The following is an 18,096-nucleotide window of genomic DNA, read 5'->3' as shown; positions in this document are numbered from 1 at the left end:
CGCCCTTGGCAAGCCGCTGCCAGGGCAGTTTACCTTGCCGATTTGCCTACGCCTACGTATAAAAAAGGGGCGGAAGTCACCAAGCTTTTCAGCTTGTGAATTCGCCCCCGTATCCGTGCGCTATCCAGTTACGACGCGGCTTTCGCCAGGTCGGCTTCGGACGTGAACGCGTCCGCGTAGAACTCTTCAGCTGGCAGGCCGTTCTGCGCGCTGAATTCGCGGCGGGCGGCATCCACCATCAACGGCGTGCCGCAGGCGTAGACCTGGTGGCCCGACAGATCGGCGATGTCTTGCATGACGGCCTCGTGGACAAAGCCCGTGCGGCCCGTCCAGCCATCTTCCTGCAACGCGTTCGACACGACCGGCACATACGTGAAGTTGGTCAACTGGCCCGACCACGATTGCGCCAGCGCATCCATGTACAAGTCCTGCGGGCGGCGGCCGCCCCAGTACAGCGTGACCGGACGCGTGATGCCCTTGTGGATCATGTGTTCCACGATGGCCTTCACCGGCGCAAAGCCCGTGCCGCTGGCCAGCAGCACGATGGGCTTGTCGCTATCTTCGCGCAGGAAGAACGAACCGAACGGCCCTTCCAGACGCAGGATTTCGCGCTCTTTCATCTGCGTATCGCCCGCGCCGAAGACGTGGTCGGTAAACAGGCCGCCCGGCATGTGGCGGATGTGCAGTTCCAACGGGCTGCCCGTGTGCGGCGCGCCCGCCATCGAGTAGCTGCGGCGGCGGCCATCCTTGAGGATGACTTCGATGTACTGGCCCGCGTAATAGCGGAATTGTTCGGACGCCGGCAGTTGCAGCTTGATCACGGTGACGTCGGGCGCCACGCGTTCCAGCGTTTGCACGCGCGAGGGCAGCTTGCGGATCTGGATGTCGCTGGCCAGGCGGACTTCGGTGGATTCCACCACCATGTCCGACTCGGGCCGCGCCTGGCAGAACAGCGTGTAGCCGTCGGCCAGTTCTTCGGGCGACAGGATCTGGGCGGGATATTGCCCGGCGTCGAACTCCCCGGACACCACTTTGCCCTTGCAGGTGGAGCACGCGCCGTTGCGACAGCTATAGGGCAGCACGATGCCGGCGGCCAAGGCGCCGTCGAGCACAGTCTGGCCGGGCTCGACCGGGAATTGATGCTTGCTGGGTTGAATGATGACCTGGAAGCTCATGATGAAACGGTTCAGGGTTAAGGAGAGCGCCATCCGGCTCGGCCTGGATGGCGCTGTGCCCGGCCCGGCCTCAGGCCGGGAACTTGCGGATTTCCTTGACGCGGTTCGCGTCGTCCACCAGCACCACTTGCGGCTTGTGCTTGGCGGAATCTTCTTCGGACATCGGGCCGTAGGTGCAGATGATCAGCAGATCGCCCACTTGAGCCCGGCGCGCGGCGGCGCCGTTCAAGGAAATGGCGCCGCTGCCGCGGGCCGCCTTGATGATGTAGGTGTCGAAACGTTCACCATTGGTGACGTTGTAGAGTTCGATGCGTTCGAACTCGCGCATGCCGGCAGCGTCCAGCAGGTCTTCGTCGATGCCACAAGATCCTTCGTAGTGAAGGTCGGCTTCGGTGACCGTGACGCGGTGCAGCTTTGCCCGCAGCATGATGCGTTGCATGATAGAAATATCCTGGTTCGCGGTCCGGTCCGCGACGTGTTGCTAAGGTGATGCCCGGCATCCGGTTTTGCCGTTGGAAGCCGGTATTCTATAATTTTTGCCGCAGCGGGACGGCCCGTTGCTGCGCGCGGTCAACGACCCGCCTGTTTTTTTATCCGGGGACGACCCCTTAATGCCGGCTCCCCGCCGGCTGCGCAACAGTAGGAGTCGTCTATGACCTGGATCATCCTGGTACTTGCAGGCCTGTTTGAAATCGTTTGGGCCGTCGGCCTGAAGTACACCCATGGCTTTACGCGCTTGTGGCCGTCCCTGATTACCGCGGGCGGCATGGCCATCAGCGTCTGGCTGTTGGCCGTCGCCATGAAATCCCTGCCGTTGGGCACCGCTTATGCGGTGTGGGTGGGCATTGGCACCGTCGGCGCCTTCGTGGCCGGCATTGTGCTGTTTGGGGAATCCACAAGCTGGATGCGCATCGCCAGCGTGGCGCTGATCGTGCTGGGCCTGGTTGGCCTGAAACTGTCTTCGGTGTAAGCGCTGAAGTAAGCGCCGAGGTCAGCGCCCCGTCTGGACGGGGCGCACTGGCTACGGCTCCCCCCCAAGCTACGCGATCAGAAATCCAGTTCAATCTCGACGTCGTCGCCGACCTTCAGACGCGCCCCGGCCGGCGCGTCCAGAATGGCGTTCTGGCCGAACACCACCCCTATTTCCAAATTGCGATAGCCCGCCAGCGTGCGGCCGGGCTCGTCATTCTGCTGCGCGGTACGCTGATCGATGTCGGGAATCGAGCAGCGTGTGCAGGGTTTGACGAAAGCCATGCGTACCCCAGCCGCCGTGATCATCGCGGTGTGGTCTTCTTCGAAAGGCTCCCATTCGCCCTGCACCACGATATTGGCGCGAAAGCGGTCCATGGGAACCGGCGCCACGCCCTTGGCTTGCAGCCGGGCGTTCAGGTCGTCAAGCGATGCCTGGTTGGCGATCAACAGCGGAAAGCCGTCGGCAAAGCCAAAGTAATGCTCGCCCCCGAATGCGTCCGCCAGATCGGGATGCGCATCCAGCCAGCGCGTCACCCAGTCCGGCTTGGCGTTGCGTTGCGCGGCCGGGTCCACCTTGTACAGGCGGCACGGCGTCTTGAGGAATTCGGAAAACCACTGCCCCGCTGCGGCGCTTTCGCGCTGAGCCGAGATCGTGTCGCTCCAGACGGCCACGGGCGCAGCCCCCGGCTCAACGCCCGACCCATCCAACGCGATATCCAGGTCCGCCATGCCCGGCGCGGACAGCCGCAGCGTGCGGGCGGTGATCGCCGTGCGGATCAGCGCCATCGCAGGCCACTGGCGCTGGGTCATGAACTGGCCGTCTTCGCTGATCAGCATCCAACGCCGATCGTAGGACAGGCCCGCCCGGTCGATCGGGGACTCGGCAAGATCGATGCCGGCGCAGGATTTGATCGGGTAAATGTGCAAGCTGAGAATACGAGCGGACATGGCGGCGGAAGATCAGCAGGAAGAAGGTTTGGCGGGAATTGTCCGCGAGAGGATAGCAGAGAGCCCGGTGCGCCCTCACCCCTTTTTCGATGGCCGAGCGCATGAAAAAACCCGGGCTGGACCCGGGTTTTGTTTGCGGCGCGGCCCACGGGCCGCGCTGCGTTCGGCGCCATCAGGCAGCAGACCTTAACTGCCCGACAGCCTAAACTGCCCGCCCGCCTTAACTGCCTACCAGCTTTAGCGTGTCCAGCGGCGTCACCGCCTTGAACCCCTTGCGCGTGGCGATATGCTCGGGACGCGGGTTCAGCCCGTACTTGGGCGGGTTCAGCGTGTTTTCCATGCTGTTGTAGACCATGAACACATTGGCGCGCGGCCACGGCGAGATGTTGCTGTTCGAACCGTGCATCGTGTTGCAGTCGAAGAACACCACCGAACCGGCCTTGGCCGTCATCGAGCGGATACCGCCTTGCTCGACCAGCAGTTGCAGGCTGACCGGGTCCGGCACGCCGTATTCCTGCTTCTTCAGCGACTGCTTGTAGTGCTCGTTCGGGGTCTCGCCCACGCACGAAATGAACTGACGGTGCGAGCCCGGCACCAGCATCAAGGGGCCGTTGCACTCGTTGTTGTCGGTCAGCAGCACCGAGCAGCTGAGCGCGCGCATCGACGGCATGCCGTCTTCGACGTGCCACGTTTCAAAGTCGGAGTGCCAGTAGAACTCCTTGCCCTTGAAGCCGGGCTTCATGTTGGCGCGCGATTGGTGGATGTACACCTCAGACCCCAGGATCTGGCGCGCCACATTGACCAGCCGCGGGTCGCGCACCAGGCGCGACAGCACGGGATTCAGCACGTGGACCATGAAGATCGAGCGCACGGCATTGCTGCCGGGTTCGGTGATGGATTCCTCACGCCGGATGATCGACGGGTCGCGCGTCATGCGCTCGACCTCGGACGACAGGGCGCGGATTTCCTCTTCCGAGAACAGGTTTTCCAGCAAGAGGAAACCGTCGCGCTCGTACTGTCCGACTTGCTCGCCGGACAAGGCGCTGGCGTATTTGCCGTCTTCGTAAACCACCGGGTCCTGGCGGGAGATGATGGCGGAGCTTCGGTCCGTACGTGAGGCGTACGGGTCCTGAGCAGGTGAGATCATGCGAACCTCCTTGTATCAAGCCGCTTTGGCTTCGGCTTCAGGCAAGGCGTAGACGCCTTCTTTGTCGTGCACTTCCTGGCCGGTCAGCGGCGGGTTGAAGACGCAGATGACGCGCAGCGGCTCTTTGCCGCCGCACAGCCAGTGCTCGTCGTTCTCGTTCAAGGCGTAGACCACGCCGGGACCCAGGTCGTACTTCTTGCCGTCGGCGATGGTCTCGATGGAGCCGTCGCCTTCAATGCACCACACCGCTTCAAGATGGTTCTTGTAGTGGATGTGCGTGCGGCCGCCCGGGAAGATGGTGGTCTCGTGGAAGGAGAAGCCCATGCCGTCCTTCTTCAGCAGCACGCGGCGGCTGACCCAGGTGTCGGTGCGAACTTCGTCGGCGGTGCCGATCACATCTTTGACATTGCGTACGATCATTGACGTTTTCCTCCAAATTTCAGAATGCGGGCAGACTGCCCTTCTTCAGCCAGCGCTTCCGCCACGCTGGCCTCGATCAGGTCCAGGCCCTTACTGAGCAGGTCTTCCTCGATCGTCAGCGCGGGCAAGAGCTTCAGCACTTCATCGTGCGCGCCCGACGTTTCGATGACGACGCCCTTCTTGAAGGCCTGTTGCGCGATGCGGTTGGCCAACGCAGGCGTGCTGTTGCACACCAGGCCCTGGATCAGGCCGCGGCCGCGTACCGACAGGCCGGCATTGGGATAGCTGTGGACCAGGTTTTCCAGCCAGTCGCGCACCGTGCGTTCCTTGCGCTGGATGTCGGCGGTGAATGCCGTGTTTGCCCAATACGTTTCCAGCGCCTGCGTAGCCGTGACGAAAGCCAGGTTGTTGCCGCGGAACGTGCCGCTGTGCGCGCCCGGTTTCCACACGTCCAGCTCGGGCTTCATCAGCACCAGCGACATCGGCAGACCAAAGCCCGACAGCGACTTCGATAGGGTGATGATGTCGGGGCGGATGCCGGCGGCCTCGAAGCTGAAGAACGTGCCCGTGCGGCCGCAGCCGACCTGGATGTCGTCCACGATCAGCAGCATGTCGTGGCGCTTGCACAGCTTTTCCAGTTCCTTCAGCCAGCGCAGCGTCGCCACGTTGACGCCACCTTCGCCTTGCACCGTTTCCACGATGACGGCGGCGGGCTTGTCCATGCCGCTGCTGGGATCTTCCAGCATGCGCTCCAGGTACGCCATTGTGTCCACGTCGGGCCCGAAGTACCCGTCATAGGGCATGAACGTGGTGTTACCCAGCGCGTAGCCCGAGGCATCGCGGAACTTCATGTTGGCCGTCACCGCCAGCGAACCGCCGCTGACGCCGTGAAAGCCATGCGTGAACGAAATCACATTGGGGCGGCCCTTCACCTGGCGCGCGATCTTCAGCGCGGCTTCCACGGCATTGGTGCCGGTGGGGCCGGTGAATTGCAGCGTGTATTGCCAGTTGCGCGGCTTGAGCAGCACGCGATCCACCGTCTCCAGGAAACGCTTCTTCGCACTGGTGGCCATGTCCAGACCATGGACGACGCCGTCCGATTGGACATACTCCAGCAGCTTTTCCTTGAGAACAGGATTGTTGTGGCCGTAGTTCAGCGTGCCTGCGCCGCTGAAGAAATCGATGTACTCGGCGCCGTCTTCATCAATCAGCGTCGAGCCCCGGGCCTGGCTGAATATCACGGGAAACGACCGAATGTAGCCCCGCACCTCAGATTCCATCCGGTCAAAGATTTTCAAGTCCATATGATCAATCCTCCCTTTTTCATCTCATAAGTTGACAGACGGCCAGCTCCCTCCGGATGCGTAAACGCATTCGGATAGGTAAAGCCGTCTCGGTATTTCGATAAGTCCGCTGGGGTTGCGCCGCCTTACGGGGCGGGCAATGCGAACGGGCCTATCCTCAACAGCATCTCGTCGTCATGGTCCGCGCCCCCGAACAATTGCCGGTCGAAGAACGGCTGCTCGGAAACGTGGGCGCCCAGCTCGCCGGCCAGGCCGGTAAAGCTGCGGCGCGATGCCTGGTTGTCAGGCCCCACCGTGGTTTCAAGATGACGAACATGCTCGAGCCCCTTGCGCTGCAAGAGTTCACGAAGCATGGCGCGGCCCAACCGATGGCCGCGTGCGCGGGCGTGCACCGCAACCTGCCAGACGAACAACACGTCGGGCCGGGTCGGGATCACATAAGCGGAGATAAAACCGTCGATACGTCCGCCGGAGCTTTCGGCGATGACGCAGGTGTCGCTGAAATGCTCACACAGGAGCAAGTAGGCGTAGAGGGAATTCAGGTCGAGTGGCGGGCACTCGGAAATGAGGCGGTGAATGGCGGCGCCGTCTTTTCGGTTGGGCAGACGCATCGTATGGGTCTGCGCGCGAACCGCCGGCGCCACGGCACTTGAGAGAGTAGTTGTATCCAGTTCGTTTTTCTTCATGCAACGATTCCCGATTCTGGGGGTGCCCCGCCCGTGGGCACTTCAAGGATGGGCGACGAAACGTCGCTATGCGCTTCCGCGGCGACTGCCTGCCCCTCTTGCTCCATCAGCGCCACGATGCGTTCCAGCGATAGCGTGATGGTGGCTTGCTCGAGTTCGGGCAGCGCGTTCAAGGCTTCGGCCAAGTGTTTCTGCAGCGGCGACGGCGCGCCTTGCGCCAGTTCGCGGCCGGCGTCCGTAGCCGTGACGAAAACGATGCGGCGGTCTTCGCGGCCGCGTTCACGACGGATCAAGCCCTTGTCTTCCAGGCGGTCCAGGATGCCGACAACCGTGCTCGGGCTGACGTGCATTTCGCGGCTGATGGCCGTGGCCGTCATCGGGCCGTTGGCCATCACCGTGCGCAGACACATCAACTGCGGCGCAGTGATGTGGCTGACCGCGGACAACTGACGCGAATGCAGGGCGATCGAACGCGTGATGCGGCGCAGGGCTCGCAAGATGCGCAGGTCGTACTGCTGTGAAGGATCAGATTTCGCGGCGTTGGTCATGGAAGAAAAGGGTTCGGTCAAATTCATTTCTACACGAATGATATGCGCCCGATTTATTCGAGTCAAACAAAAATCCCCCGCACGATGTAAATAAATAAACACGAAATTGCAGAAGATAACTACCGGATTACTGGACTTGCGGCTGTCATCTTTGTCCCCGGGAACCGCGGTTGGACATGAGAGGAAAGCCCAAATAAAAAACATATGTTTTATTTAGGAAATCAGATCTATCATTTGTTTTTTACTTAACGGCGCAAGCCATGCCCCTGCCTTCCGACCTGATCTCCACCTTGCAGGAAAAGCTGGAACACCTGCCGCCTGAGCTGCAACGCGCGGCGCATTGGGTGGTGGCGCATCCTGCCGAAGTCGGCCTGTGGTCCATGCGCCGGCAGGCGCAGGCGTTGGGGGTGGCGCCGGCCACCATGCTTCGGCTGGCGCGCGCAATTGGTTATTCCAGTTACGAAGCCTTTCGTCAGCCGTTCCAACAAGCGCTGGCGGGTCAAAGCGCCCCCGGCTTGCGCGACCGCGCGGCCTCTCTGCAAGCCGCTGCGGGTGACCCTGCCACGCCGGGTCACGATGTGTTGACTGACTACCAGGTCCAGGCCATGGGCTCGGTGTGCACGTTGAACCCGGGCGCCGCGTTCGACGCCGCTGTGCAGACTTTGCTGGACGCCCGCCAAGTGGGCTTTCTGGGTACGCGCTCGGCGTTCGGCATCGCCTTCCAGATGCGTTACGCGTATCAGCTGGTGCGCCGCAACAGCGTGCTGATCGACGGCCTGGGCGGCGCGCCCGCCGAGCAGGCCGACAATTTGGCGGCGGGCGACGCGCTCATCGTGATTTCGCAGGCGCCCTACCCCACCGCCACCGTGCAACTGGCCCGCCAGGCGGCGCAGCGCGGCGTTGCATTGATCGCATTGACCGACGACCCCTTGTCGCCGCTGGCCGTGGACGCCCGTCACACGCTGCGGTTCGCGCCGCCCGACCGCGACGGCGTTCAAGCCCGTCCCGCGCGCCAAGGCCCCGGCTCGTTCTTTCACACCACCGCCGGCCTGCTGGGGCTGGCCGAGCATTTGATTGCACGCCTGACCGCCCGCGGCGGCGCGGACGTGCTGAACCGCCTGACCGAAGTCGAACAGCGCCTGCGTACCGACCACGTGTATTGGACCGGCCCGGCTTCCGGGCGGCGCAGTTGATCCGCGTTAGCGCCGACCGCATCCGCTTTCTTACCTCCAACCCTTGCATTACGGAATCCCTATGAGCCAGACCCACGTCCTGCATCGTTCCCTACGCCAGACGCCCCCTGTCGCCGTACGCGGCCAGGGCGTATGGATTCACGACAGCGCTGGCCGCGCCTATCTGGATGGATCGGGCGGCGCGGCGGTGTCGTGCCTGGGGCACAATCACCCCGATATCCAGGCGGCCATGCACGCGCAGATCGACGCGCTGGCCTATGCCCACACCAGCTTCTTCACGACCGAAGTCGCGGAACAGCTGGCCGACCGGCTGGTGGCCGATGCGCCTGAAGGCATCTCGCACGCGTACTTCGTATCGGGCGGGTCGGAAGCCGTGGAAGCCGCGCTGAAAATGGCGCGCCAGTACTTCGTGGAAATCGGCCAGCCGGAACGCCGCCATATCGTGGCGCGCCGTCAGAGCTACCACGGCAATACGCTGGGCGCGCTGGCCGTGGGCGGCAACGCGTGGCGCCGCGCGCAGTTCGCGCCCTTGCTGATCGAAGTCGAACACGTCTCGCCCTGCTATGCGTATCGCGATCAGCGCGACGGTGAAACCCCCGAACAGTACGGCGAGCGCCTGGCGCAAGAGCTGGATCAGACCTTTGAAAAGCTGGGGTCTGGCACGGTGATGGCGTTTGTGGCCGAACCTGTGGTGGGCGCAACATCCGGCGCCGTCACGGCAGTGCCGGGCTACTTCCGCCGCATCCGCGAGGTCTGCGACCGCCATGGCGTGCTGTTGATCGCCGACGAAGTGATGTGCGGCATGGGCCGCACCGGCACGCTTTACGCGGTGGAGCAGGAAGGCATCGTGCCCGATCTCATCACCATCGCCAAAGGCCTGGGTGGCGGCTATCAGCCCATCGGCGCCGTGATGGCGCAGCAGCGCATCGTGGACGCCATGCAGCAAGGCAGCGGCTTTTTCCAGCACGGCCACACGTATCTGGGCCATGCCATTGCCTGCGCCGCCTCGCTGGCCGTGCAGGACGTCATCCGCCGCGACAACCTGCTGGCGCGCGTGCGCGCACAAGGCGCGGGATTACGTCACCGACTGGAGCACGCGCTGGGCGCGCATCCGCATGTGGGCGACATCCGCGGCCGCGGTCTCTTCATGGGCGTAGAGCTGGTGCAAGAACGCGCCACCCAGCAAACGTTTGATCCGGCATTGACGCTGCACGCGCGCATCAAGCGCGAAGCCATGGCGCGCGGCCTGATGGTGTACCCGATGGGCGGCACCATCGACGGCCGCCACGGCGACCACGTGCTGCTGGCCCCGCCCTTCATCATTTCCGACGACGAACTGGACCAACTGACCGAACGCTTGGCGGGCGCAATCGACGCCGCCATTGCGCAGACGCGCGCCTGACCGCGTGATCAGACTGCGCGCGCTCGCCGCCAGGGTGGCAACGCCCCGATGGTGAGCGCGCGCAGAAACCATTCCACCGGGCCATAGGCGTGGTGCCGCAACCACCAGGCGGACCACGGCAACTGCGCGGCGAAGATCGCCACCGCAATGCCGAAGGTCGCCAAGGGCGATAGGGAGGCGAACAGGCGCAAGCCCCATCCCGTGAACAAGAAGGCGCAAATGACCGACTGCATCAGATAGTTGCTCAGCGCCATCCGCCCGGCCGGCGCCAGCCAGCGCCCCAAGCCCCCTAAGGCCCGTGTGCGGATCGCCAGCAGGAACAAGGCCGCGTAAGACATGCTTAACAGCGGCGCGGTCAGAAGATCGGCCGCTAGCCCAGGCAGTTCCCACTGCGCGCCCGCAGATGGCAGCGACGTGGTGGCATACAGCGCCGATCCCGCCAGACCGGGCGCCAGCCCCAGCGCGCACAACAGCCACAACACGCGCGGCTGCCGCCAGGGATCAGCCAGCGCGTTGCGCCGGCCCAGCGCCAAACCGGCCAGGAACATCGCGAAGACAAATGGCCCCTGCACCAACAAGACCATGAACCACACGGACGTGGTCAGCTCATGAAGGTGCTGCGCGATCGTCGAGCCGATGGTGCCGCGGTACGCCAGAATGGACGCCAACGCATCCGCCTTGTATTGCGCCGTGTAATCCGCTTGCACAGGGTCCAGAAAGCTCAAGAGGCCAAGAATGCCCCAGACCGTTGCGGCCAGCACGATCAGCCACAGCGCCGCGCGCAACGCACGCCGGGGCGGCATGCCCCGGCACGCCAGCAGCCCCAGGCCCAGCAAGGCGTAGGTCAGCAGGATGTCGCCCTGATAGAACAGCACGGCATGCGCCGCGCCCAGTACTGCCAGCCCCGCCAGCCGCCGCAAAAAGCGGGGGCTGAACGCGGCGTGGCTGCGCTCGGCGGCCGACATTTGCAAGGTGAAGCTGTACCCGAAGAGAAACGAGAACAGCAGATAGAACTTGGTTTCGAACAGCAAGGCGATCAGCCAGCGCACCACCAGGTCCACGGGCCGCGAGTAGTTCGGGTCGGCGATGCCCGCGCCATAGAACGGCGACGAGAAGACGCCAATATTCACGATCAGGATGCCGAAGAGCGCAAAGCCTCGCAGGGCATCCACGTGGGCCAGGCGGCCGGACGGCTCGTTGGCGATCATGCGCGCCCCTTTCGCATTGACGTATCCATAGCAAAACAGGCGATTGATAACAGCAGATTCATCAGCGCAGACCGCCACGAGCGCGGGTCATCCCACGCCCGTGGCTTGTTGCATTACCCCAGCACGGGCGACAGCACCGGCTGCTTCGGACGCACATCCAGCTGGCGGCCCTTGCGTGCGCGCTTGCCCACATACGGCGCCAGCGCATCGCCCGCCAGAATATCTTCGGTCAGCTTGTTGCGGTAGATGCCCGTGGCGCGCAGGCCCCGGGCGCCAATCGGCACGGTTTGTTCCAGATGGTCGGACGCGTCCAGGCCCATCAGGATGGTGCCGCGGCCACCGCCGGACAAAGACTTGCACTCGTCCAGGCCGAAGACCAGGAACTTGCCCTTGGCCGACAGCAGCGCCAGTTGCGTGGCGCCGTCGAACAACGGCACCGGGCGCAGCATTTCATCGCCCGTTTCCAGCGTGATGAACTGCTTGCCCGCGCGCTGGCGGCTGACCATGTCGGACAGCTTGGCCGCAAAGCCATAGCCGCTGCGCGTGGCCAGCAGCCAGCGGGATTCCGGTGCGGCAGCAATGGTGTGCACGATGCGCGTTCCGGATTCCAGGTCGATCATTGTGGTGACCGGCTGGCCGTCACCGCGCGCCGAAGGCAGCCCGGCGACCGGCACGGAATACACGCGGCCGTTGTCGCCCATAGCGATCAGGGTGTCCGTCGTGCGGCATTCAAAGGCGCCGTACAGGTCGTCGCCCTGCTTGAAGCCGAATTGCGCGGCGTCGTGGCCATGGCCCTGGCGGGCGCGCAGCCAGCCCTTTTGCGACACCACCACCGTCACCGGCTCGTCCAGCACCTTGGTTTCCAGCACGGCGCGTTCGGCGGTTTCAATCAGCGTGCGGCGCTCGTCGCCGTACTGCTTGGCGTCCGCCTCGATTTCCTTGATCAGCAGGCGCTTGAGCGTGGCCGGGTTGTCCAGCAGCTCTTGCAGCGAAACCTGATCCTTGCGCTTGTCGGCCAGTTCCTGCTCGATCTTGAAGCCTTCAAGACGGGCCAACTGGCGCAAACGCATTTCCAGAATGTCTTCGGCCTGGCGCTCAGACAGCTTGAAGCGTTCCATCAGCGCTGCGCGCGGCTCATCAGATTCGCGGATCGTCTGAATGACTTCGTCCACATTCAGATAGACCAGCATGCGGCCTTCCAGCACGTGGATGCGGTCAGTGACCTTATCCAGGCGGAAGCGCGTGCGGCGCACCACCGTGTTGGTGCGGAACGCCACCCACTCGACCAGGATGTCACGCAGGCCCTTCTGGCGCGGCCGGCCATCGGTGCCGATGCACACCAGGTTGATGGACGAGCTGCTTTCCATGCTGGTTTGCGCCAGCAGCGTGTTGACGAATTCGTCACGGTCCACGCGCGAAGTCTTCGGCTCGAACACCAGGCGCACCGCCGCGTCCTTGCCCGATTCGTCGCGCACGGCGTCCAGCAGGTTCAGCATCACGGCCTTGGCCTGCGTCTGCTCGGGCGTCAGGCTCTTCTTGCCGGACTTGACCTTCGGGTTGGTGATTTCCTCGATCTCTTCCAGCACCTTCTGGCCCGACGTGCCGGGCGGCAGTTCGGTAATTACCAGTTGCCACTGGCCGCGCGCCATTTCTTCGAACGTCCAGCGCGCACGCACCTTCAGCGAGCCACGGCCCACGCCGTAGATCTGCGCGATATCGGCCGCGGGCGTGATGATCTGGCCACCGCCGGCGAAGTCAGGGCCGGGAATCATGGCGTGCAGTTCGGCGTCCGGCAGTTGCGGCTGCTTGATCAGCGCCACGCAGGCCTGCGCCACTTCGCGCAGGTTGTGCGGCGGAATCTCGGTGGCCATGCCGACCGCGATGCCCGATGCGCCGTTCAGCAGCATCACGGGCAGGCGGGCGGGCAGCATCTGCGGTTCTTCCTGGCTGCCGTCGTAGTTGGGCACGAAATCCACCGTGCCCTCGTCCAGCTCGTCCAGCAGCAGCTTGGCGATCGGCGTCAGACGCGCTTCGGTGTATCGCATGGCGGCGGCGTTGTCGCCGTCGCGCGAACCGAAGTTACCCTGGCCGTCGATCAGCGGATAGCGCAGCGAAAAGTCCTGCGCCATGCGGACCATGGCGTCATAGGCGGCCTGGTCGCCGTGCGGGTGGTACTTACCCAGCACGTCGCCCACGACCCGCGCGGACTTCACCGGCTTGGCGCCAGCGGCCAGCCCCATCGCCTGCATGGCGAACAGGATGCGGCGCTGCACGGGCTTTTGCCCGTCGCCCACATCGGGCAAGGCGCGGCCGCGCACAACGGAAACCGCGTAGTCCAGATAGGCCTGTTCGGCGTAGCGCGCCAGCGTGATGGCGGCATTGGCATCGCCATCGCCATCGGGCGGGGTGGGGTCGAACAAGCCGGGTTGATTGCTGTCGGTCATGTTTATTCAGATAGACAAATTCATTGAAACGGCGTCAAAGCGCCTCAAGCGGGCGCCAGCTGCGTATCGGCGACATGCGCGCGCAACTGGGCGCGCACCGCCGCCAACGTCGCGGCGTCCTGGCCGCGCTTGGGAATGATCACGCCCTGCAAGGTGCCCAGAATGACGTACAGGTGCTGCGGCGTCTCTTCGACCCGGCGAATATCAGACCATTCCATGCGCCCGGATGCCGTGGCGGTGGAGTCCGAAATGCCCTCGGGGCCGAAGTCCAGCTGATGCCGGCCCAGGAACAGGTCGTCGGGCTGCTTTTTCAGCATGCGCCGCGTGTTCATGCGCACCAGCGGCGGCAACACGAACTCGTATGCCAGCGCCAGCAGGGCCAGAATGCCCAGCCCCACCGCCAGCCCCTGGAAATACACGGGCAGCAACTGCCCCCAGTTCGGCCCCTTGCCATCCCAGGTCTGCCAGATCAGATAGGCCAGCAAGGCCACGATCATCAAGACCCCGAATCGCAAGTGCGACCGGTAGCGGCGGCGGCGCAGCTCGGGGCGCCGATACACATAAGCAGCGAACTCCGCATAATCGTCGGCGGTCATGTCGACGGTCATGCGGGCGGGGGGCGTGGCGGACGTCATCAGATATCAAGCTCCGCCAGGTTGCCCTTTTCTTCGATCCAGGCGCGGCGCTGTGACGATTCGCCCTTGCCCATCAGCATGTCGAACATGCGGGTGGTGTCTTCAGGCGTCTGATCCCCATAGCCCACGGGCAACAGCCGCCGCGTGTCCGGATTCATCGTGGTTTCCCACAGTTGCTCGGGGTTCATTTCACCCAGGCCCTTGAATCGGCTGACCGACCAGGCGCCCTCGCGCACGCCTTCCTTGCGCAGTTTGTCCTGCGCGGCCTCGAGCTCGCCCTCGTCCAGGCAATAGATCTTGCGGGCCGGGCGCTTGCCTTGGGCCGGCACGTCAAGGCGGAAGAGCGGCGGCTTGGCCACATACACGTTCCCGGCTTCAACCAGCTTCGGGAAGTGCTTGTAGAACAGCGTCAGCAGCAGCACCTGAATATGCGAACCGTCGACGTCTGCATCGGACAGGATGCAGATGCGGCCGTAGCGCAAGCCCGACAGGTCCGGGGAATCGCCCGGGCCGTGCGGGTCCACGCCGATCGCGACGGAAATGTCATGGATTTCGTTGTTGGCAAAGAGTCGGTCGCGGTCGACTTCCCAGGAATTCAGCACCTTGCCGCGCAGCGGCAGGATGGCCTGGAATTCCTTGTCGCGTCCCATCTTGGCGGAACCGCCTGCCGAGTCGCCCTCGACCAGGAAGACCTCGGTGCGGGTCGCATCGCTGGATTCACAGTCGGTCAGCTTGCCGGGCAACACCGCCACGCCAGAGCTCTTGCGCTTTTCGACCTTCTGCGCGGAACGCTGGCGCGCCTGCGCCTGACGGATGGCCAGCTCGGCCAGTTTCTTGCCGAACTCCACATTGCTGTGCAGCCAGAGATCCAGCGCGCTCTTGGAGAAGCCGCCTACCAGACGCACGGCGTCGCGGCTGTTCAGCCGTTCCTTGATCTGGCCCTGGAATTGCGGGTCGAGCACCTTGGCCGACAGCACGAAGCTGGCGCGGGCGAACACGTCTTCCGGCAGCAGCTTCACGCCCTTGGGCAACAGGCTGTGCAGTTCGGCAAAGCCCTTCACCGCGCCGAACAGGCCTTCACGCAAGCCTGATTCGTGCGTGCCGCCAGCCGGCGTGGGGATCAGGTTGACGTAGGACTCGCGCACGGCGTTGCCGTCTTCGGTCCAGGCCACCACCCACTGCGCGCCCTCGCCTTCGGCGAAGTTCTCGTGGTCGGAACCGGCGTATTGCTGGCCTTCGAAGAACGGCACCATGAGCTCGGCGCCAGACAGCGCTTCGGCCAGATAGCCGCGCAAGCCGTCCTGGTACTGCCAGGTCTTGGTGTCGCCGGTTTTCTCATTGACCAGCGTCACTTTGACGCCGGGCAGCAGCACCGCCTTGCTGCGCAACAGGTGCGTCAGTTCGCCCAGCGGAATGTTGGGGCTGTCGAAATATTTGGCATCCGGCCAGACGCGCACGCGGGTGCCCGATTTCTTGCGGCCGCCCTGGTCGTAAGGCGCCAGGGGTTCGGCTACGTCGCCGCCCTTGAACACCAGGCGGTTCACGGCGCCATCGCGCCAGACCACGACTTCCAGCCGGGTCGCCAACGCGTTGGTGACGGAAACGCCCACGCCGTGCAGGCCGCCGGAGAACGCGTACGCGCCCCCGCCCGCCTTGTCGAACTTGCCGCCCGCATGCAGCCGGGTGAAGACCAGCTCCACCACGGGCGCGCCTTCTTCAGGATGCAGACCGACGGGAATGCCCCGTCCGTCATCCTCGACGGACACGCTGCCATCAAGATGCAGCGTGACTTGAATCTGTTTGCCGTAGCCGGCCAAGGCCTCGTCTGCGGCGTTATCTATAACCTCCTGCACAACGTGCAGCGGGTTTTCGGTACGGGTGTACATGCCCGGGCGCTGGCGCACGGGCTCCAGCCCCTTCAGGACGCGAATGGACGCCTCGGTGTAACGTGGAGTGGCCAAGTTATCCCCAACATCTGTGGAAAAAAACCGACATTTTACGGATAAGCCTAGATTCTGCGCGGCTCCCAGTGGGATGCGCACGACCTGACCAACACCGAATTCGGTAGGATGATGACAAGTCACAGTCAGCGTGCCCGGGATTAACCGCCCGAATCACATCAACTGCGCCGCAACATCCTACACAAAACCAGCAAACCCTGTTGTTATTAACAGTGGTATGCCTGTTGTTATTGACAGTGGTATGCTTTAGCCCATTCCACAAACAAGAACAACGGCAAGGCGCGTCCCTTTTTACGCGCCTTTTGCTGCCGAACCGAGAATCACCATCATGAGCGACCAAATCAAGAACGTCAGTGACGCGAGCTTCGATGCCGATGTGTTGAAATCCGGCCAGCCGGTGCTGGTGGACTACTGGGCTGCCTGGTGTGGCCCCTGCAAGATGATTGCCCCGATCCTGGAAGAAGTTGCCACCGAGTACGCGGGTCGCCTGACGATCGCGAAGCTGAACGTGGACGAAAACCAGGGCACCGCCACCAAGTACGGCATCCGCGGCATTCCCACCCTTATGCTCTTTAAAGACGGCCAAGCCGCCGCCACCAAAGTTGGCGCGCTGTCGAAGTCGCAACTCACCGCATTCCTGGACGGCGCGTTGTAAACTGCGTGCTGTGAACGAAGGCGCCGCCCCGAGGGCGGCGCTCATTCAATACCGCGCGAGCCCGTCCGTGGCGCGCCGCCAGAACCCTCCTTTACTTTTCCCCACCAATCACCGCGATGCACCTCAACGAACTGAAGGCGCTGCATGTCTCGCAGCTGCTGGAAATGGCCGCTGGCCTGGAAATCGAGAACGCCAACCGCCTGCGCAAGCAGGAGCTGATGTTCGCCATCATGAAACGGCGCGCCAAGCAGGGCGAGCAGATTTTTGGCGACGGCGTACTTGAAGTCCTGCCCGACGGTTTCGGTTTCCTGCGCTCGCCCGAGACCTCGTATCTGGCCAGCACGGACGATATCTATATCTCGCCGTCGCAGATCCGCCGCTTCAACCTGCACACCGGCGACTCGATCGAAGGTGAAGTTCGTACGCCGAAAGACGGCGAGCGCTACTTCGCGCTGGTCAAGGTGGACAAGGTCAACGGCGTGGCGCCTGAAGCGATCAAGCATCGCATCATGTTCGAAAACCTGACGCCGCTGCATCCGAACCGGACGATGCGTCTGGAACGCGACATCAAGAGCGAAGAAAACCTGACGGGCCGTATCCTCGACGTTTTCGCACCGATCGGCATGGGTCAGCGCGGTCTGATCGTCGCCAGCCCCAAGTCCGGCAAGACGGTGATGATGCAGCACATTGCGCACGCCATCACCACCAACTACCCCGACGCGGTCATGATCGTCCTGCTGGTCGACGAACGCCCGGAAGAAGTGACCGAAATGCAGCGCACGGTGCGCGGCGAAGTGGTGGCGTCGACGTTTGACGAACCCGCTACCCGTCACGTGCAAGTGGCCGAAATGGTCATCGAAAAGGCCAAGCGCCTGGTCGAAATGAAGAAAGACGTCGTGATCCTGCTGGACTCGATCACCCGTCTGGCCCGCGCCTACAACACCGTGGTGCCGGCCTCCGGCAAGGTGCTGACGGGCGGTGTGGACGCCAACGCCCTGCAACGCCCCAAGCGCTTCTTCGGCGCGGCCCGTAACCTGGAAGAAGGCGGTTCGCTGACCATTCTGGGTACGGCGCTGATCGAAACCGGCAGCCGCATGGACGAAGTCATCTACGAAGAGTTCAAGGGCACGGGTAACTCCGAAGTCCACCTTGAGCGTCGTCTGGCTGAAAAGCGCGTCTACCCGTCCATCAACCTGAACAAGTCTGGCACGCGCCGCGAAGAACTGCTGATCGCGCCGGACCTGCTGCAAAAGGTCTGGGTGCTGCGCAAGTTCATCCACGACATGGACGAAGTGCAATCCATGGAATTCATCCTGGACAAGATGCGCGCCACGAAGACCAACGCCGAATTCTTCGACATGATGAAGAAGAAGTAAGCGGCGCGTCTCGTGCAATAAA

Annotated in this window: 17 protein-coding genes; 5 read left to right on the top strand and 12 right to left on the bottom strand. The window is 63.5% G+C overall.

Annotation, left to right across the window (positions count from 1 at the left end):
• Positions 1-128 precede the first annotated feature (128 nt).
• Together ACFZAI_RS20050 and panD are read right to left on the bottom strand one after the other, a co-directional pair.
• A complete protein-coding gene (locus tag ACFZAI_RS20050; protein ID WP_391569170.1) occupies positions 129-1,175 on the bottom strand; it encodes a CDP-6-deoxy-delta-3,4-glucoseen reductase in 1,047 nt (348 codons plus the stop codon).
• 70 nt (positions 1,176-1,245) lie between these two features.
• Complete coding sequence (gene panD / locus ACFZAI_RS20045; protein WP_039883066.1) at positions 1,246-1,614, bottom strand: aspartate 1-decarboxylase; 369 nt, start codon at positions 1,612-1,614, stop codon at positions 1,246-1,248.
• Between the two features lie 213 nt (positions 1,615-1,827).
• Here panD and sugE point away from each other — a divergent pair, with 213 nt between their 5' ends.
• Positions 1,828-2,145 (top strand): quaternary ammonium compound efflux SMR transporter SugE, encoded by a 318-nt coding sequence (gene sugE / locus ACFZAI_RS20040; protein ID WP_391568581.1) that lies wholly within the window; start codon positions 1,828-1,830, stop codon positions 2,143-2,145.
• A gap of 77 nt (positions 2,146-2,222) precedes the next feature.
• Here the strand turns inward: sugE and ACFZAI_RS20035 are convergent, their stop codons facing one another.
• From ACFZAI_RS20035 to ACFZAI_RS20010, 6 genes are all read right to left on the bottom strand, one after another.
• Complete coding sequence (locus ACFZAI_RS20035; RefSeq protein WP_391568580.1) at positions 2,223-3,095, bottom strand: MOSC domain-containing protein; 873 nt, start codon at positions 3,093-3,095, stop codon at positions 2,223-2,225.
• 220 nt (positions 3,096-3,315) lie between these two features.
• Positions 3,316-4,242 carry an ectoine hydroxylase gene (gene thpD / locus ACFZAI_RS20030; RefSeq protein WP_054427420.1) on the bottom strand — a complete coding sequence of 309 codons (927 nt, stop codon included), beginning with the start codon at positions 4,240-4,242 and terminating at the stop codon, positions 3,316-3,318.
• Positions 4,243-4,257: 15 nt separating this feature from the next.
• Positions 4,258-4,662: an ectoine synthase gene (locus ACFZAI_RS20025; RefSeq protein ID WP_054427419.1), complete on the bottom strand. Its 405-nt coding sequence runs from the start codon at positions 4,660-4,662 to the stop codon at positions 4,258-4,260.
• Complete coding sequence (gene ectB, locus ACFZAI_RS20020; protein WP_391568579.1) at positions 4,659-5,966, bottom strand: diaminobutyrate--2-oxoglutarate transaminase; 1,308 nt, start codon at positions 5,964-5,966, stop codon at positions 4,659-4,661. The genes ACFZAI_RS20025 and ectB overlap by 4 nt, the downstream gene beginning before the upstream one ends.
• 125 nt (positions 5,967-6,091) lie before the next feature.
• The gene (gene ectA, locus ACFZAI_RS20015; protein ID WP_054427417.1) at positions 6,092-6,652 is read right to left on the bottom strand and encodes a diaminobutyrate acetyltransferase; all 561 of its coding nucleotides are present in this window, start codon (positions 6,650-6,652) and stop codon (positions 6,092-6,094) included.
• Positions 6,649-7,200, bottom strand: a complete 552-nt coding sequence (locus ACFZAI_RS20010) for a MarR family winged helix-turn-helix transcriptional regulator (RefSeq protein WP_391569169.1) — start codon at positions 7,198-7,200, stop codon at positions 6,649-6,651. The genes ectA and ACFZAI_RS20010 overlap by 4 nt, the downstream gene beginning before the upstream one ends.
• Positions 7,201-7,460: 260 nt before the next feature.
• Here ACFZAI_RS20010 and ACFZAI_RS20005 point away from each other — a divergent pair, with 260 nt between their 5' ends.
• The gene (locus ACFZAI_RS20005; RefSeq protein ID WP_391568578.1) at positions 7,461-8,393 is read left to right on the top strand and encodes a MurR/RpiR family transcriptional regulator; all 933 of its coding nucleotides are present in this window, start codon (positions 7,461-7,463) and stop codon (positions 8,391-8,393) included.
• 61 nt (positions 8,394-8,454) lie between these two features.
• A complete protein-coding gene (locus tag ACFZAI_RS20000) occupies positions 8,455-9,795 on the top strand; it encodes an aspartate aminotransferase family protein (RefSeq protein ID WP_391568577.1) in 1,341 nt (446 codons plus the stop codon).
• Between the two features lie 8 nt (positions 9,796-9,803).
• On the opposite strand, the gene ACFZAI_RS19995 is transcribed toward ACFZAI_RS20000, so the two are convergent.
• From ACFZAI_RS19995 to parE, 4 genes are all read right to left on the bottom strand, one after another.
• Positions 9,804-11,003, bottom strand: a complete 1,200-nt coding sequence (locus ACFZAI_RS19995; RefSeq protein WP_391568576.1) for a DUF418 domain-containing protein — start codon at positions 11,001-11,003, stop codon at positions 9,804-9,806.
• 113 nt (positions 11,004-11,116) lie between these two features.
• Complete coding sequence (gene parC, locus ACFZAI_RS19990; protein WP_391568575.1) at positions 11,117-13,447, bottom strand: DNA topoisomerase IV subunit A; 2,331 nt, start codon at positions 13,445-13,447, stop codon at positions 11,117-11,119.
• Positions 13,448-13,491: 44 nt separating this feature from the next.
• The gene (locus ACFZAI_RS19985; protein ID WP_391568574.1) at positions 13,492-14,082 is read right to left on the bottom strand and encodes a YcxB family protein; all 591 of its coding nucleotides are present in this window, start codon (positions 14,080-14,082) and stop codon (positions 13,492-13,494) included.
• On the bottom strand, positions 14,082-16,043 hold the full coding sequence (gene parE, locus ACFZAI_RS19980) for a DNA topoisomerase IV subunit B (RefSeq protein WP_391568573.1): 1,962 nt from the start codon (positions 16,041-16,043) through the stop codon (positions 14,082-14,084). Before parE ends, ACFZAI_RS19985 begins: the two co-directional genes overlap by 1 nt.
• A gap of 328 nt (positions 16,044-16,371) precedes the next feature.
• Here parE and trxA point away from each other — a divergent pair, with 328 nt between their 5' ends.
• Positions 16,372-16,698: a thioredoxin TrxA gene (gene trxA, locus ACFZAI_RS19975; protein WP_006218534.1), complete on the top strand. Its 327-nt coding sequence runs from the start codon at positions 16,372-16,374 to the stop codon at positions 16,696-16,698.
• 116 nt (positions 16,699-16,814) lie between these two features.
• Positions 16,815-18,074, top strand: coding sequence for a transcription termination factor Rho (rho, locus tag ACFZAI_RS19970; RefSeq protein WP_006218533.1), 1,260 nt, complete (start codon positions 16,815-16,817; stop codon positions 18,072-18,074).
• Positions 18,075-18,096: the final 22 nt, after the last annotated feature.

The organism is Achromobacter sp. NPDC008082, assembly GCF_042957345.1.
Classification (GTDB): Bacteria; Pseudomonadota; Gammaproteobacteria; order Burkholderiales; family Burkholderiaceae_B; genus Achromobacter; species Achromobacter kerstersii_A.
The sequence above is the reverse complement of the archived record's forward strand: the minus strand, read 5'-3'. Positions and strand labels throughout refer to the sequence as shown.